This is a genomic window from Pectobacterium actinidiae (assembly GCF_000803315.1).
GTDB lineage: Bacteria > Pseudomonadota > Gammaproteobacteria > Enterobacterales > Enterobacteriaceae > Pectobacterium > Pectobacterium actinidiae.
This window is the reverse complement of the sequence record NZ_JRMH01000001.1, coordinates 2,909,547-2,925,726: the sequence shown is the minus strand read 5'-3', so window position 1 is coordinate 2,925,726 and position 16,180 is coordinate 2,909,547. Positions and strand designations below refer to the sequence as shown.

Below are 16,180 nucleotides of genomic sequence, written 5' to 3'. Positions count from 1 at the left end.
GTACGTATTGAATAAACGACTAAAAACAAAAATCCCGCTTAAGTTTCCTTCAGCGGGATTTTTTAAATTTGGCTCCTCTGACTGGGATCGCCTTTGCCAGTAACTGGCTAATAAACAAGCTAAACCTGAATTGCCACTCTGTCAAGACCACCAGAATGACCCCCATTAGTAAAAATAGAGCCTACATAGTAATAGCTGTAAGGACTATTACTAAGTAGTATCAATGGCGGCAAGCGACGCTTCTACCAGCAAGTGGCAAGAACTCACACCTCGCTTGTCTTCGTCCTGCGCTGTATTGGCAATAACTGGGCACATGTGTCAGAACGAAGTGCAATCGAGCATAGCGGCAAGCGCCTTGGTATCAGCCTCCATCAGCGACTAAAGTTAGGCAGTGGAAGCTTCATAGACAGCTTGCTCGATCATAGCAGAGTATCGACTCTCAGCATCGACCTCACCTGCTGCTAGGATGCATGTGAAAAATTTATTTAAGATCATCCGCTTAAAGAGCCGCTTGGGTAGCATGGTTATGCAAACAAATACCTCCACTTCCTTTCGGTCAATCCTCTATTTTAAAACTGAAGAGCTCAGTATTTACTTCTTCGGGGTCTGGTCCGCCACGTGCACTTGTATCCAATGCGGTAATGGCCTTCACCTCCCTCTCCGGAAAGCGAGAAATTGAAGATGTCAATGTTTTCAGCGATGCACGATGCCTTAACCGACTTTGGAATGGCCGAGATACCGAGGATTAGTGATTACGGTTACGACTCGACATTACATGCTTTCGACCGCAGCTTGCGAAAACTAGGCCTGGATTACTTGGACCTATACCTTCTTCATTGACCCATGCCCACTAATTTCGACGCAACGGTCGCATCCTGGAAGGCCGCCAAGAAACTACTCGCCGATGGGCGTGAGCAACTTCAGCGCCCAGCATCTGGACGACCTGCTCACGCAGGTCGATGTCATACCAACTGTCAACCAAGTAGAACTGCCCCCATTTTTTGTGCAGCAAGCATTACAGGATGCAGATGCTCATCGTGACATCATCACGCAGGCATGGTCGCCGATAGGGGGCGTTAAGCGGTACTGGAACACCGATAACGGCGATGTACAAGATCCTCTGATTCACCCTCTCATCCTCGACTTGGTCACCAAGTACAGCAGGACCCCCGCACAGATTATATTGCGCTGGCACATTGAACTCGGCTTGGTAGTGACGAATACCTCGGAGCGATCGATGCCGCTTCGCACAATGCCTTGGCCGACTTCTGCTTCGTTTCCGTAGACGGCCGCCGTATCGATCATGCGATAACCTTCTGCATGCACGGTGACTACCGCTGCAACGGTTTCATCAGGACCACTTTGATACACACCAAGTCCTAAAGCTGGCATTTGTACGCTCTTGTTCAAGGTAAAGAGAGGGCTTTTGCCTGTCATAGAATGACTTCTAAAGAAGGGGGAATTAGCGGTCAATAGCAGCGTCCAGAGCAACTGATAGCGGTGCTCCCTGTATATCCAGCGTGGCAAATACCGCGTCGATTTCACGCAGATCCACCTCATTCAGTACTAGATCGGCTGCGGGCAGGTTATCGTCGAGGTGTTCAAGTCGGGTACTGCCTGGAATTGGCACTATCCAGGGCTGCTTTGCCAGCAGCCAAGCAAAGGCGATCTGCGCGGGTGATGCCGTTTTACGCTTGGTCATTGCCTGTAGGAAGCCGACCACCTTGAAATTGACTTCAAGTGCTTCCGGCGTGAAGTGAGGGAAGTCCCGACGTAAATCGGTTGGATCATCGAAGCGCATGTCGCGGGCGATCTTCCCGGTCAGGAAGCCCTGACCCTATGGACCCCAAGCCACCAGACCAATGCCGAGCTCCTCGCACAAAGCAAATTTGGTGTTCTCTGGCTCGCGCATCCACAGCGAGTAATGGTCCTGAATCGCCGTGATTGGCTGTATGGCGTGGGCTTTGCGAATGTTCTGCACACTTGCTTCGTACAGACCGAAATGCTTCACTTTGCCCTCAGCGATTAGTTCCTTCACGGTGCCAGCCACGTCCTCGATTGGCACGGCAGGATCTACTCGATGCTGATAAAGCAGATCAATATGGTCTGTGCGCAGGCGCTTGAGTGAGGCTTCCACCACGGTGCGGATATGCGCTGGGCGGCTATTCAGACCGACCGTTTCACCTTTGTCGTTGATATCGAAACCAAACTTAGTGCCGATGACGACCTGCCCCGAAGCGGCTTCAGCGCTTCGCCGACCAGTTCTTCATTGACATAGGGACCATAGCCTTCCGCAGTATCAAAAAATGTTACTCCCCGTTCCACCGCCTGTCGGATGACCTTAATTGCTTCGCTCCGTTCCGTCGGTGGCTCAAGGCCAAAGCTCAGTCCCATACAGCCCAGCCCGATAGCTGAAACCTCCAGGTCGTTGCCCAAAGTACGTGTATGCATTTCAGATTCCTTGGCGTAGAAGAGCCCCGATCTGCTACCGATGCTTCCTACCGGACAGCACGAACCAGAGCTCCTGGTTGTTTGACTGTGCAAGTGTAGAGTTTTTGATTACCCATGATAAGATATCAAATACTGCATGAACTTATATCTGTAAAGAATAAATGAGACGAGATGACCACAGTGATCTTGCTGTTGCCGAGGAGCACAGTTTCACCCGTGCCTCTGCTCGATTGCAGACCTCCCAGTCGTCGTTGAGCAATACCATTCGTCGACTGGAAGCAAGACTTGGCCTACGCCTACTGAACCGCACAACGCGCAGCGTTGCGCCGACACAGGCAGGTGAGCAACTGCTGAATACCCTGCGGCCAGCTTTCGCTGACATAGATGCGCGCTTGACGAAACTGAGTGAGTTAAGAGAGAAGCCAGCCGGTACAATCCGTATAACGACCAGCCTCCACGCGGCGCAGAACGTGCTCTGGCCGGCTATCGCTCGACTGCTTCCAGACTATCCCGACCTCAAGGTCGAGTGTTCCATTGATGCGGCGCTAACGGACATCGTTACCGACTGCTTTGATGCGGGAATTCGGCTCGGAGAGGAGGTTGATAAAGACATGATCGCTTTGCGTCTCAGTCCAGACCTTCGGATGGTGGTTGTGGGCGCTCCGGCGTACTTCAAGTCCCATCCTGTTCCCGAGACGCCTCATGAGTTGACTGGGCATGACTGCATTAATGTACGCCTGCCGACGTCAGGTGGACTGTACACATGGGAGTTTGCTGAAGGCGACCTTCAGCTTAATGTACGCGTGGATGGTCCTTTGGTATTCAATGACATGTCCATGGTGATCAAGGCTTGTTGTGAGGGGTTTGGTTTGGCCTGCGTAATTGAGGATCAAGTCAAGGAATTGGTGGCCGACGGAACGCTGATCCAAGTGCTGGAAGGCTGGTGCCCTTTCTTTCCGGGCTATCATCTGTATTACCCAAGTCGGCGACAGCCATCTCCTGCATTTACTCTGCTTGTGGAAGCTCTGCGCTACACTCCGCAGAAGCCTGCCAACTGCAAGCGTGGAAAAGTAGTCAGATGAGATACGCATTCCCACGTGCACTGAAGTGAGAGAGAAACAGTTCCATTTATGAATCTGACTCAACACTTGATGCGCATCCATGGACTTTATCGAACCAGCCAATCGGCCTACGCTTCTCTCTGAAATAGACGGCCGGTATCCTCCGGAGTCTTGGCGATTTGCCAAGACCGTTGGTATTGCGACAAACCACCGATTCCTAGCGCCAGTACTTACAGGATAATTCACATGCATACGGTTGGCTACGTGGCTCATAGCCCCAAGAAATTGTCACCTTCGAGTGTGAATGACGTTGCGATGGAGACCCTTTAGATCGCCTCAAGTATTGCACCGGTGACAGAACAAAGTGGCCAGAAATCCTGGGTTCAGTGGCAAGAAAGATAGATTCTGGCTCATGACAAGTAGAATGATTCATTTGTATAAAGAAACTTCGCCTTCAGGACGGGTTTTAAACCGACGATGCATCCACAAGTATTGCTCAGGGGCGCGGAGAATTTCACGCTCGATGATTTTATTCATGTAACTCGCTGCGACGACCTCGTCTCCCTCAGGATAGCCTGATAATGGATTACTGATGTACATGTGATAACCTTTTTTATCACTCCGTCGGATCATGCTAAGAGTGATCAAATCTGCACCAGCAAGTTTTGACAGTGCATAAGTTCCGTTCGTCGTGGCTGCTTTTTTTACCGAGAAAAAAGGGGCAAAAACGCTCCCCTTAGGCCCATAATCCTGATCAGGTGCAAACCATACAGCTTCACCGGCTTTGAGTGCATGAACAAAGCCAGATAAATTACGTCGATTAATCATCGCCTTATTTGAACGCATACGCCCTTTCGTCTGAACCCATTCCATCAATGGATTATTATGTGGGCGATACGTTACCATCATAGGATGGCATAACCCCATGACTCTCCCGCATAATTCAAGAGACATAAAATGAATCCCGACAGCCATTACTCCTTTGGTTGCATTGGACAGGTTTTCAACCCCTTCGACATCAAACCATTTTTTGACTCTTGCATCACTCCAGAACCAGGCCATGCCCGTTTCCATCAGGCCCAGCCCAAGAGAAACAAAGTTTTTATTGACCATCTGGCTTCGGGCAAACGGGGTCATCTCGGGAAAACAAAGTTCGATATTTCTAATCGCAATTCCTTCCCGGCGTTTTAGAAAGGGTCTGGATATTTTTCCAAGACCAGAACCAAGAATATGTAAAACCGGGTAAGGAAGTTGAACGATAAGCCACAGCAGACCCAAACCAGACCATGTAAGCCAGTAGCGAGGATGGAGTAACTTGTGAGTAAAAGGATGTGACATGAATCTCCTAAATACTAATTAAGGTGGTAGGTAACGCATAAGGAGAAATAATGAGAAAATTCGTCTTTAACGATACACATTTTTTAGACAGCATAAATCTGTCTGAATTCAGAAAAAATAATTTCGCAATTATTAGTAAAAGATATGGAGAGTCAGTACTGAATTGTAAATCAGCAAAAACCTACCTTCATAGAATCCATGAGTTTGTCGTTGATCTTCAAGAAGATATTTTCTTGATTCATCATCCTCAAGGTACTTAAAAGAGAGAGGGAAAATTTGGGTAAAGTTATAAAACTAATCGCAATCTTTTCGTTGAATAATTTTTCCAGGTTTGAAACGTATATTCCTGATGCTTCCCGAGAAATCGCATATTTACTATTGCTAAACCTAACCCTGTGGATATAAAAAAGTTGGCTGGCCTGTCCGTGACAGCTGTTTTCTGATCAGCTCTGTACGCGCATACCGGACAGGCAACATGAACCGGTTTTTCTTTAAAGTGCCTGAGTTCTTTTGTATAAGACATAAATAATTTTCTGAGGAATACAGTAATTATTATACTCTTTAATATAAAAATAACCGGGTTAAGTTATGATGATTTATGACTGACTCAGAACATGAGATATTGAAAAATGAATGTCTGATTTATGATACAATACCCTTCCATGAGAAATTTATGATGAAATCAGAAGACACCCTTGACTGGTACCCGGCACAGCTACCGCCAGTGAAAATTATCCTTGGTGAAGCCGTGCTGGCTGTGGGTAAACAAGGCCGACCGATTAATACTCGAACCTTGCTGGAATACCTTCAGGTCATGCAGGACAAACAAAAAAGGCGTGATGACAAAATCGCCATGCAGACTGCGATTGATGTTCTCAGGGATAATCAGCGCATTAACGGTAGACGTTAATGCGTGTCCGAAATCAGTGTCAGTTCTGAATGATCTCAACCGTATGGTTTTGTCCATCATCCCGTAACGGTATTCTGTCATCAGGGAGGAGAACACCATCCAGTGTAACGCAATATTCTGCGTCGCCGCGTGAGACACTAATCTGATAATGGCTTTCGCCATATTGATATGTCATAGAAAAAGATGGCCACTCATCCGGCAACCGGGCATGGACAGTAAGGGCGGTACCGGAACGTTTTATCCCCAGTAATTCCTCGGTAAGAAGACGGTATGCCCAGCCTGCTGAACCGGTATACCAGCTCCATCCTGCACGCCCGGTATGGGGAGTGACACTGTAGACATCAGCGCTCATGACATAAGGCTCGCCTTTATAAATCTCGACCGCGTCTGTATTCAGCGTATGGTTTATCGGGTTGATCATTGACCAGAGTTGCCAGGCTCGTTCTGCATTTCCCATTCGGGCAAATGCCATCACTGCCCAGATGGCACCGTGGGTGTACTGCCCTCCGTTTTCCCGCACGCCGGGAAGATACCCCTGAATGTAACCCGGATTAGGGCCATGTCCATCGAAAGGGGGAGTTAAAAGTTTAATCAATCCACCCTCATTATCCACAAGGTGCTTATCCAGTGCCTGCATAGCCTGAGCACAGCGGTCAGGGCTTGCGGCCCCCGACAAGACAGACCAGCTTTGCGCAATAGCATCAATCCGGCAGTCTTGCGAGGCTTTTGCCCCCAAGGGAGTGCCATCGTCAAAATACCCGCGCCGGAACCATTCGCCATCCCAGGCGTGGACTTCGAGATTTTTTTGCAGTCGCAAGGCCTGCGAACGACACATCGAGGCGATGCTGTCGTCCTGCCGACAATCGGCCAGGACGGCGAAACGCTGTAAAACCTCGTACAGGAAGAAGCCAAGCCAGACACTTTCCCCTTTACCTTCAATGCCGACCCGATTCATCCCATCATTCCAGTCGCCTGCACCCATCAGCGGCAGGCCATGCACTCCGAACCTCAGTCCATGCTGAATAGCTTTGACGCAATGTAGCCAAAGTGTCTCTTCGGGGCCACTGATGACCGGCGTGTCATAGACCGACTCTTCACCAGGCTGGAGCGGACGTCCCTCCAGATAAGGGATGCGTATTTCCAGTGCATCCATATCCCCCGTCGTTTCAATATAATGGCAAACGGCAAGCGGCAGCCACAGGTAGTCATCGGAACATCGGGTACGAACACCGTTTCCGTGTGGCGGGTGCCACCAGTGCTGCACATCACCCTCGATAAACTGCCGTGATGCGCAGAGTATTATCTGTTCACGCATCCGGTTCGGAGCAGCATGGCTCAGTGCCAGTGTATCCTGCAGCTGATCGCGAAAACCAAATGCACCGCCAGACTGATAGTAACCACTGCGGGCCATAAGGCGACAGGCTACTGTTTGATACAACAGCCAGCCATTAACCAGTAAATTTACGGACGTGTTGGGGGTGTTAACCACGATTTTATCGAGCACATTGTGCCAGTGGTTATGAATCCGGTTCAGCTCCTGGCGGACCGTATCTTCATTCAGATAACGGGCAAGCGTTTCCTGCGCGCGGACATGATCCTCATCAGCGCCGAGGATAAAAATAAACGTCCTCTGATCCCCATCAATTAATGTGACCGCCGATTGTACCGCCCCGCAGGGATCCATCCCGGCTCCTGTCTTGCCTGTAAGCCTGCGCAGTTTCATGGCCGACGGATCATGCAGGGAACGATTACGGCCGATAAACTCCCGGCGGTCACCCGTCAGCGAACAGTTATTACCGCTGACGGCAAAAAATGCAGTACGCCCGCTACCGTTATCACCGTAAAAGTTGTTCGCCAGCACCCCGCAGCCACCCGGTATACTGGCCACCTGTGTCACAATGTGAGGGGCTGAACGAGTTCGTGATTCTCCGAGCGTCCACTCCACATAGCCCGTGACGGAGAGTTTACGTGTCCGTCCCGAAGTGTTACTGAGCGTCAGGATCGCCAGTTTAACCGGCGCCTCTTCGGCAACCAGGACCGTCAGCTCGCTGTCTATGCCGCTCTCACGATGGGCAAAGACGCTATAACCAAAACCATGGCGGGTCAGGTAATCACCGTGTCCGCGAACTGGCAACGTCGTCGGTGACCAGTACTCACCGCTCTCTTCATCACGCAGGTAAAACGCCTCACCGCTGCGATCGCTCACCGGATCGTTCTCCCACGGTGTTAACCGGTATTCGTGCGCATTCTCATACCAGGTGTAGGCCTGCCCCGCATCTGAAATCACGCTGCCAAAACGGGGATTTGCCAGTACGTTTGACCAGGGAGCCGGTGTCTGCGCATTTTCCCGCAGAACAATTTGATACTCCCGCCCATCCTGAGAAAATCCACCGAACCCATTGAAATGGCATAACTGACTGATATCGGGGCTCCAGTCCGTATGTTGATTAGGTTCCTGCACAGCATGCGGAATGAATGCTATGGCTGGCGATTTCAGGGTATTAAGACGCTGGTTAAGCTGCTCATTAATACTCCCTGCGCGGTCATCAAGATAAAGACAGGCCACGCTCATCAAAAGCAACTTATCTTCAGCGGAGAGATGCTCGCCATTACGGACAAAAAGCCCGCCCGTTTTGTCCAGCAGACTGGCTTCTGACCCGGCATAAATTAACTCCATAATCTGATTTTGTAATCCCTGCTGGTAGCCGCCGGGGCTGTTATTCAGGATAACCAAATCAACATCCAGTCCTTTCTGTCGCCAGTAACGGTGTGCCTGAATCAGTGTGGTCACGGAGGCGATACTTTCTTCGCTGGTTATACTGAGCAGCACTATCGGCAGATCGCCTGAAATTGCCCAGCCCCACAGATCGGACTGACCACGCCGGTTGCGGCTGATCACCTGGCCTTCGGCGCGTAGCTCCTGGACAGGGTAAAGCACAGCGCTGGCGAGACGATTAAACAAAGTGGCATCATCTTCACTGGCATTCATCTGGCGTAATACCACCAGACTGTGAGACCAGGCCAGTTCAAAGACGCGATCGGCGATAGGGTTATCGCGATATTTTTCCAGCAGCGCCAGGCTCTGCTGACGGGTCTCACTGATACCATAAATGATATCAATCGTGACCGGCTGCCCCGGCTGTAGAGTGATGGAGTGACGTATTGCCAGTATCGGATCCAGCACTGGCCCCGACGTGTTGCTGAGCGTCCCTCCCGCCTCTATTGCCAGGGCATCAGCAGGGTTTCTGCCACGACCAAGAAATTTTGCCCTGTCCGTTTCAAACGAGACGTTATGTCGGTTATCGCCATGCACCACCATCATGTGAAACAAGCAAGGGCTCGCTTCATCCGGAGAGCGCGGGCGCCGGTGGCAAAGAATAGCGCCACGCTCAGGATCCAGCTCAGTCTGAATAAACAGATTGCTGAATGCCGGGTGTGCCAGATCGCTGGCATCAGGTGCCAGTACCACTTCAGCATAGGTTGTCAGTTCCAGAGATCGGGGCTGGCGACCACGATGGATCAGTGTGAGTCGTCGCAACTCAACATCATCCTCCGGAGAGATCACCACCTGAGTTTTGACGCTAAGTCCTCCGAAGGTGCGTCGGAATTCAGCCCCCGCATCGGTGAAGAAAACTTCCTCGTCTTGTCCGCTGGTGTAGCCTGTCGGTTGCCAGGTATTGCTCCATACATCCCCCGTCTGCGTATCGCGGATATAGCAGAATGCCCCACAGTTATCACGGGTGGTATCACTGCGCCAGCGTGTTAGTGCAATATCGTTCCAGTGACTGTAACCACCGCCGCCCGCGGTCAACATCAGATGATAATGGCCGTTGGACAGGAGTTGAATATCAGGAGCTGGTGTATCCACGCTATAGAAAATACGGGGTTCATAGCGAACGGGTTTGACCCTGCCCTCATGAGATTCAAAATGGCGGCGCGGACTGTACAGATCGACCGCATCCGGCACGCGCTCCTGTAACAGCAGACTTGCTGACCGGAATACTGTACTGGACATGAATCGTTCAGTCATGGGGGCGTCAAGCAGCACATGAGCCAGCGCCTGAAATGCCATGCCCTGGTGATGCGCCATCCAGGACTGTACCACCGCATAGAGCTGGCCGGTTGCGAGGCGTGAGGGGGTATAGTCCAGAGCTTCATAAAAACCGTATTCGCCGTGTGCGCCATTTTTTTGCAGTCTGAACAGGTTCTCACAGGCTCTCTGTGGGGAAACCATCAGCGCCAGCATTGTGGCGTAAGGTGCGACAACCATGTCATCGGCAAGCCCCCTGCGCAGACCAAGACCCGGTACGCCAAATGCCTGATACTGATAATTATGTTGAACATCAAAAGCATGATAGCCAGACTCTGAAACACCCCATGGTACCCCGCGTTCTTTCCCCCAGCGAATCTGGCGCATAACCGCCGACTGACTCATTTCATCGAGCAGGCTGCCGGGCCAGGTGGGCATCACCAGATTCGGCATCAGGTATTCAAACATGGACCCGCTCCATGACATCAGGGCAGTTTCATTATCAATCGTGGTAAACAGTCGACCCAATGCGTACCAGCTTTTAAGCGGTAGCTGATTAGTCGCAATGGCAAGAAAACTGGTCAGGCGAATTTCAGACGGCAGGAGATCGTAGTGGCTCTTGTCTGGCGTATTCGTGTCACAGTTATAACCGACACTGAGCAAACTGGTTGCTTCGCTGTACAGAAAGGCGAAATCCATCCGGGCATGCTCATCCAGCCGCTGTTCAAGTTCGGTGATAATATTGAGTCGCATTCGGGCCTGCTCCGTCGCTGACGCCGGAGGTGTTCCTTTGCCAGTAAATACCGCACGGGCAAGCTCGCTCAGAGTCGGCAGCGTCTGTTCGTTCCAGGATGCAGGTAACCAGCCAAGCAACAGCGACCACTCATGACAAAGCTGAACCAGTTGATGCTCTAGATGTCCTGCCCAGCGCATCTGCAGGGGAGATCCCTGAGAACATAGCGAGGTCAGATGATTGCACTGGGTGCACATGTTTTTCAGCGAGCTGAAAAACGCCTGCGAAGAGAGCGACACCGCGCTCAGGCAGTGTTTGCGCAGCAGCCGCAGGCTGTCAGGTGGGTTCTGACCCCACTGTTTTTCCAGAATATCCAGCGTATCGTTCAGTCCTGCCAGTATCTGTTGGCTGTTTAAAACAGGCTGATGACGCATGGCGGACAGCCCTGCACGCAGCGTCAACAAATGCCCGGCCATGTTGCCGCTGTCGACGCTGGAGATATAGCGTGGGCTGAGGGGGACCAGTGTACGGGTGTCATACCAGTTGTAGAGATGGCCCCGGTAGTGCTCCATTTTATCCAGCGTGTCGAGCGTGAGCGACACGCGCCGGAGCACCTCTCCGCCGGGCAGGTAGCCAAAGTCCCATGCCGTCAGGTTAGCCATAAGTGAAAGACCAATATTGGTAGGGGAAGTTCGATGTGCCACCGTCGGTTGTGGTATTTCCTGATAATTATCAGGCGGGAGCCAGTTCTCTTTTGCTGTGGCAAAGGTTTCAAAAAAAGCCCAGATTTCACGGCTTGTCTGGCGTAACAGCTGTTTTTGTTCCTGATTTGGCGAAAACACCTTACGCACGGGCTGGCGACTCAGCCAGCTCATCAGCAGCGGCGCCACACACCATAACAAACCAGTCAGTAACGCAATCCACAGCAGTTGGGGGGCAAATTGTCGGACCAGTATTATCAGCGTCACACCACCTGCAACATTCAGCCACATCGCCTGATAAAAACGTGCAACAGTGGGTCTGGCCTGATTGCTGTCCTGGCTGTGGCTGACCCACTGGCTGAGGTGACGCCTGCTTATCCCCAGTCGCCATAGCGTCACGGCGATCGCTTTTATCGAATATCCGGCTTCGTGCGGCAGTATCGCAAAATTAAGACCGATACCTGACAGACGCTTCAGCGCGCCCGCCCCCACAAGTAACAGATGCGGCTTCAGGCGGCGGCGCAGAGGTTTATGGAGAAGGTCATGGGTGGTGCTGAGGATTGCAGGCAACAGCCATATCAGCGTCAGTACGCCAAGCCAGTAAAATGGATTGGGTACCCAAAGCAGGGTGAAGAACAGCAATACCAGTAAAGAGGGGGCGACCAGACTGCGACGCAGATTATCAAGTAATTTCCAGTAAGAAAGTGCGGTCAGCGGATTCTTATCCCGCGTTCCATCGGCTTTTCTGACGTGTGGCTTCAGCCAGTTAAGCAGTTGCCAGTCGCCCCTGATCCAACGTGAACGACGAGCGACATCCGCAAGATAATTATTAGGGTACTGTTCGTAGAGTAACACTTCACTCAGCAAACCCGATCGCGCATAGCATCCTTCGAGTAAATCATGGCTGAGAACCAGATTTTCCGGGCAGGTGTTGGCGGTCGCCAGAACAAAGATATCGACATCATAAATCCCTTTGCCCACGAACGATCCCTCCCCAAAGAGATCCTGATAGATATCCGAAGACATCATCGAATAGGGGTTATTGCCCGGTACGCTGCTGCGGATGGTGGCGTAACATCCCTGACCATTGCGCGGTATCTCCTCGGCAAGACCGGGTTGCAGAATGCCGAATCCTTTGACAACCCTCTGGCGTACCGGATCATACTCTGGCTTATTCAGCGGATGCGCCATCGTGGCGACCAGTTTGTGCGCCGTATCACGCGGTAGCACCGTATCACTGTCCAGGGTAATGACGTATTTAATGTGATCCGGTAAAAGGTGAGCAGGCATATCTGCAACGCTGACGAATTGTATCCCCGGATGACGCAACCAACTGTTAAGCAACGCCAGTTTCCCCCGCTTGCGTTCATAGCCCATCCACGTTCCGTCTGCGGGGTTCCATTCCGGCTGGCGGTGTAGCAGATAAAAACGCGGGCGGCTGGAGGGATAGCGGCGATTAAGCGCCTGCATATCGGCGATCGCCTGTCTGAGCAGAGCATTACTTTCCGGCGAGGGTTCATTCTCAGAATCAGCGAAATCGGTGAGCAAAGCAAATCTGAGATTTTCGTTTTCATTCCCTAGCCAGCAGACTTCAAGACTGCTGAGAAGTTTGCTGAAACTTTCGTGGCTAGTCAGCATGCAGGGGATGACGATCATAGTTGCACTATCAGCGGGAATGCCGTTTGAAAAATCCATCCTGGGTAATGGACGAGGAACGCGAAAACGAGCAGTTGCGTCACTGAGCAAATCACTCATTAACTGAGTGAGAGCGATAATAAGAGGCAATGCCACCGCGATCAGCAGCCAGTCTGCGCCCTGCAGGGCAGTTTCGTCCAATATTGTCGCTGTCGTTGCGGTAGTCAATAACGCCAGGCTTCCAAGCCATGACAGCAGGGTTATTCTGTTGAAACTGTGCCGCAAACGTATGAACTTAGAGGTGTCTGCCAACAGTTGAATTTCCAACTGCTGTCGACCTTCGCCCGCGAGATAATAGCCAACGTGATGTTCCAGTGTGTCGGGAGCCGCTTCCCCTGAAAGCGCCAGCACCCTGTTAGCAACCGCTGGCTCACTGAGACCACTATCTCTGGCCAGAATCTCAATAACGTGGCGGTAATGATCCCGGGTATTGAAATGCATCCGGGGATAGATACTGGCAGGATCATTGCGTAATGTCTGTTCGACGACACTGATCACTTCGGCGAAATCAGCCCAGTCCGTTTCACTCAGTAATCGCAGACCCGCGATGCTGTTACTGACAGAAAGCTGGCTGGCGGCAAGCTGTTGATTGAAGCTATGTATGAGAACATCGGTGGTGATCCCCTGTTCCCGAAGGCACTGATCAACCCAGGTCAGGGGTAACGACAGCGAGTTGCCATGTCCTTGCAGGCGCCGCACCAGCTCTGCGACAAACGCACTGGTTAACGGAGGTCGGGATCGCGCCATATCGGCAACCACCATGATTAAATCACCTGGTGCACTCTCTGCGCATTCGAAAATCCTTGTTATCCACGTATCTGCCAGGTTTCTGTCCTGCTGCGCTTTTATCACTTCTATGCTGATACGACGAAGATTTTCGATCAGCGCCAGACGCAGCATTCCCGGTAACGCCCAGACTTCACCCAATGTCAGCGGTATCACCTGTTGATAGGCTGTCAGATAACTGGCCAGGCTGGTGGCATCCCAGCGGCCATCACTGTGAGCAATGGCCTCTGATGCAATATTGTAAATTCGTGGGCAATTCAGCGGCGACATCAGCGACGGGAGTCCTTTACCAAAGCTTTTTGGCAAGTGCTGGCGGACAGTGCGGATTTGTTCCTCAATCAGATAATAATTGTCCAGCAACCACTCACCGGCGGGCATGATACTGGTCTTTTTACCTGCGTTAAGCTCATAGCAGTTTTGGGTGATGACGGCCTCATTGTCGCCGAGTCTTTTCAGAAGATAATAAGGATGTTTATCTGGCGATAATTTATGGGTTCGCGCCAGCTTCTGACCGTAGCGTTCCATCTGGGCGGTCGAAAAGAGTTCTAACCGCGGCGTACTTTCACCAGCAGGATCGTTCGCCGAAAACGTGACGTTTTCGGCAGCATTCATCGGAATACGGGAGCGGTTAAACCACGCCCTGGGGGTCATTTTCATAGCGTTGCTCTGATGCGACGTTAGCGCGCAGGGGCAGTTGCGAAATCAGTTCAGAAACGTTCTCTCAGGATGGGCGTAAGGCATCAGGGATTTAACAGCTGCTTAAATTTAACTTAAGTATAGAGCACGGGGTTTGTGTGTGACTCAGTGTCAGGATTAGTGTGGTGAGACAAACAGCGCCTTACAACCCGGGCACAGCATTGTCTGTTTACGGCGAACTCGAGAGAGAGATTGAGATGAGCGTAAGCCGCAAACCGGACAGATGACAAAGGACGTCGATGAGCCACCAATGAATTTCATTGCGTAATCGATGAGAGACATGATGATTAACCTTTCAATGAATGAGCTTCACCGTAACACGTTTGATTGAAATTTAATCATTTAATTTATCCTCCCATTATTTATTCAGTGGCGGGATAAAACAGGTAGAGATGACGTCGTTTCAGGAAAGATAGATGTTCGCCGCCATGGGTCCACTGAGACCATTGATCCGACAAAATTCGATGCGGATCCCTGGAATAAGTAATTCTGATTCGCCAGGGTTAACGGCTGAAATGTGAAGCAGAACGTCTTTTCGACCATCTGAAGGGGTGATGAGACCTTTGCCACTAAGGCTATCAAAACTTTTGACAATTCCTGTCATTTTACGGGACAAATCAATTCCTTTTATTGAAAACACGTAATAACTATACGTAGAAATCAATTAAATGCCACGTTTAATTTCTCATGCGGGATCTCTGGATGGCTAAAATATAATTTGCTTATTATGACTTCCCGTGCCTTAATGACCTCATCAGTTCGATCTACAAACGAACGTAAAACATTTTCCGTGCAGTCCTCATCACCAGGCGCTATCGCTGATATCCCCTTCTTTTAAGTCCATACGCTTAATACTATACGTTTACTATCAATACTAATATGTAACGGGAGTCAGTATGACCTCAAGAATTAAAGGCCTGGTAAAGTGGTTTAATGAAGACAAAGGCTTTGGTTTCATCTCTCCGCTCGATGGAAGCAAAGATATCTTTGTTCATTTTTCTGCGCTTAATGGCGATAACTTCAAAACTTTATTTGAAGGACAGAAAGTAGAATTCGCAATACATAGTGGTGATAAAGGCCCGGCAGTTGCAAACGTAATACTTTGCGATAAATAAATATTTGTGGATCTGCGATAACGATGAGGGGTTATTCCTGAGTAGACGCATCCATAAATTAATTTAGAGAAAGGTAGTTTGTTCTTAATATCAGGTCAGCATATTTTTGCACATGCATGAGTGTGCTGACCGATGTGATGAATGCAGGTCTGCTGCATGAAAAGTCTAAAATAAGAATCTAACTTATTGTTAAATAAAAAATTTATAAAGAGGCCTTGCTGCCTCCGAAAGCATCACCTCCTTGATTTTACCTTAATGGCATCTGCCAGTTAACATCACTGAGAGAACAGAGTGATGAAAAAGACTAACAGAATTATGGTGGCATATGATAAAAGTCCTTGTTTTCTTTAATGCTGAATTCTGTAAAGTCATGACCGTTCTGGAGGATATATCCTCTATCAGGCAGGAATACCCAAACGGTGAAGAAACACATCTTCGGATTATGACCGCAGACATTCATTCCTTAACCGGCGATCATGGCGTTATTTACGTGGCCTCTGACAGGGAGTTAACGTCACTGGAAATATTCGATGCGGCCAGGAAATATTTATAATGTTTTCATTTTGTTCTCTGCTTCACGTTTAATTACGTACTTACCTCATTTATCAGAAGCGAACAAAAAATGAGTAAAAAATCCTTATGGCCTGCTAACAGCAGGCTTTTT

10 protein-coding genes and 2 pseudogenes are annotated in these 16,180 nt (G+C 50.2%); 6 read left to right on the top strand and 6 right to left on the bottom strand.

Annotated features, from left to right (window positions below):
• Positions 1 to 904: 904 nt before the first annotated feature.
• Positions 905 to 1,153, top strand: a pseudogene (locus tag KKH3_RS22605) (hypothetical protein); the annotation flags it as partial.
• Here the strand turns inward: KKH3_RS22605 and KKH3_RS21785 are convergent.
• Both KKH3_RS21785 and KKH3_RS12545 read right to left on the bottom strand, forming a co-directional pair.
• Entirely contained in the window at positions 1,126 to 1,392 is a 267-nt protein-coding gene (locus KKH3_RS21785) for an aldo/keto reductase (RefSeq protein WP_327083050.1), read from the bottom strand. The pseudogene KKH3_RS22605 and the gene KKH3_RS21785 sit on opposite strands and share 28 nt — an antisense overlap.
• A gap of 70 nt (positions 1,393 to 1,462) precedes the next feature.
• A pseudogene (locus tag KKH3_RS12545) lies at positions 1,463 to 2,451 on the bottom strand (aldo/keto reductase).
• A gap of 161 nt (positions 2,452 to 2,612) precedes the next feature.
• On the opposite strand from KKH3_RS12545, the gene KKH3_RS12540 reads away from it, so the two are divergent.
• Positions 2,613 to 3,533, top strand: coding sequence for a LysR family transcriptional regulator (locus KKH3_RS12540; RefSeq protein WP_052201336.1), 921 nt, complete (start codon positions 2,613 to 2,615; stop codon positions 3,531 to 3,533).
• Positions 3,534 to 3,941: 408 nt separating this feature from the next.
• Here KKH3_RS12540 and lpxP read toward each other — a convergent pair whose 3' ends face one another.
• Positions 3,942 to 4,850: a kdo(2)-lipid IV(A) palmitoleoyltransferase gene (gene lpxP, locus KKH3_RS12535; RefSeq protein WP_039360053.1), complete on the bottom strand. Its 909-nt coding sequence runs from the start codon at positions 4,848 to 4,850 to the stop codon at positions 3,942 to 3,944.
• Between the two features lie 50 nt (positions 4,851 to 4,900).
• Here lpxP and KKH3_RS22295 point away from each other — a divergent pair, with 50 nt between their 5' ends.
• Positions 4,901 to 5,110, top strand: coding sequence for a hypothetical protein (locus KKH3_RS22295; protein ID WP_039360050.1), 210 nt, complete (start codon positions 4,901 to 4,903; stop codon positions 5,108 to 5,110).
• A gap of 416 nt (positions 5,111 to 5,526) precedes the next feature.
• A complete protein-coding gene (locus KKH3_RS12525) occupies positions 5,527 to 5,760 on the top strand; it encodes a hypothetical protein (RefSeq protein WP_004132711.1) in 234 nt (77 codons plus the stop codon).
• Positions 5,761 to 5,779: 19 nt separating this feature from the next.
• Here the strand turns inward: KKH3_RS12525 and KKH3_RS12520 are convergent, their stop codons facing one another.
• The 3 genes from KKH3_RS12520 to cspF all read right to left on the bottom strand — a co-directional run bounded on the left by KKH3_RS12520 (position 5,780) and on the right by cspF (position 15,017).
• Entirely contained in the window at positions 5,780 to 14,362 is an 8,583-nt protein-coding gene (locus tag KKH3_RS12520; protein ID WP_039360047.1) for a glycoside hydrolase family 94 protein, read from the bottom strand.
• A 156-nt stretch (positions 14,363 to 14,518) separates the two neighbouring features.
• Positions 14,519 to 14,683: a YnfU family zinc-binding protein gene (locus tag KKH3_RS22390; protein WP_220383950.1), complete on the bottom strand. Its 165-nt coding sequence runs from the start codon at positions 14,681 to 14,683 to the stop codon at positions 14,519 to 14,521.
• A gap of 121 nt (positions 14,684 to 14,804) precedes the next feature.
• The gene (gene cspF, locus KKH3_RS12515) at positions 14,805 to 15,017 is read right to left on the bottom strand and encodes a cold shock-like protein CspF (RefSeq protein ID WP_039360043.1); all 213 of its coding nucleotides are present in this window, start codon (positions 15,015 to 15,017) and stop codon (positions 14,805 to 14,807) included.
• A gap of 280 nt (positions 15,018 to 15,297) precedes the next feature.
• Between cspF and KKH3_RS12510 the strand changes: the two genes are divergently transcribed.
• Together KKH3_RS12510 and KKH3_RS22460 are read left to right on the top strand one after the other, a co-directional pair.
• Positions 15,298 to 15,516, top strand: coding sequence for a cold shock domain-containing protein (locus KKH3_RS12510; protein WP_039360040.1), 219 nt, complete (start codon positions 15,298 to 15,300; stop codon positions 15,514 to 15,516).
• 325 nt (positions 15,517 to 15,841) lie between these two features.
• Positions 15,842 to 16,069: a hypothetical protein gene (locus tag KKH3_RS22460; RefSeq protein ID WP_039360037.1), complete on the top strand. Its 228-nt coding sequence runs from the start codon at positions 15,842 to 15,844 to the stop codon at positions 16,067 to 16,069.
• Positions 16,070 to 16,180: the final 111 nt, after the last annotated feature.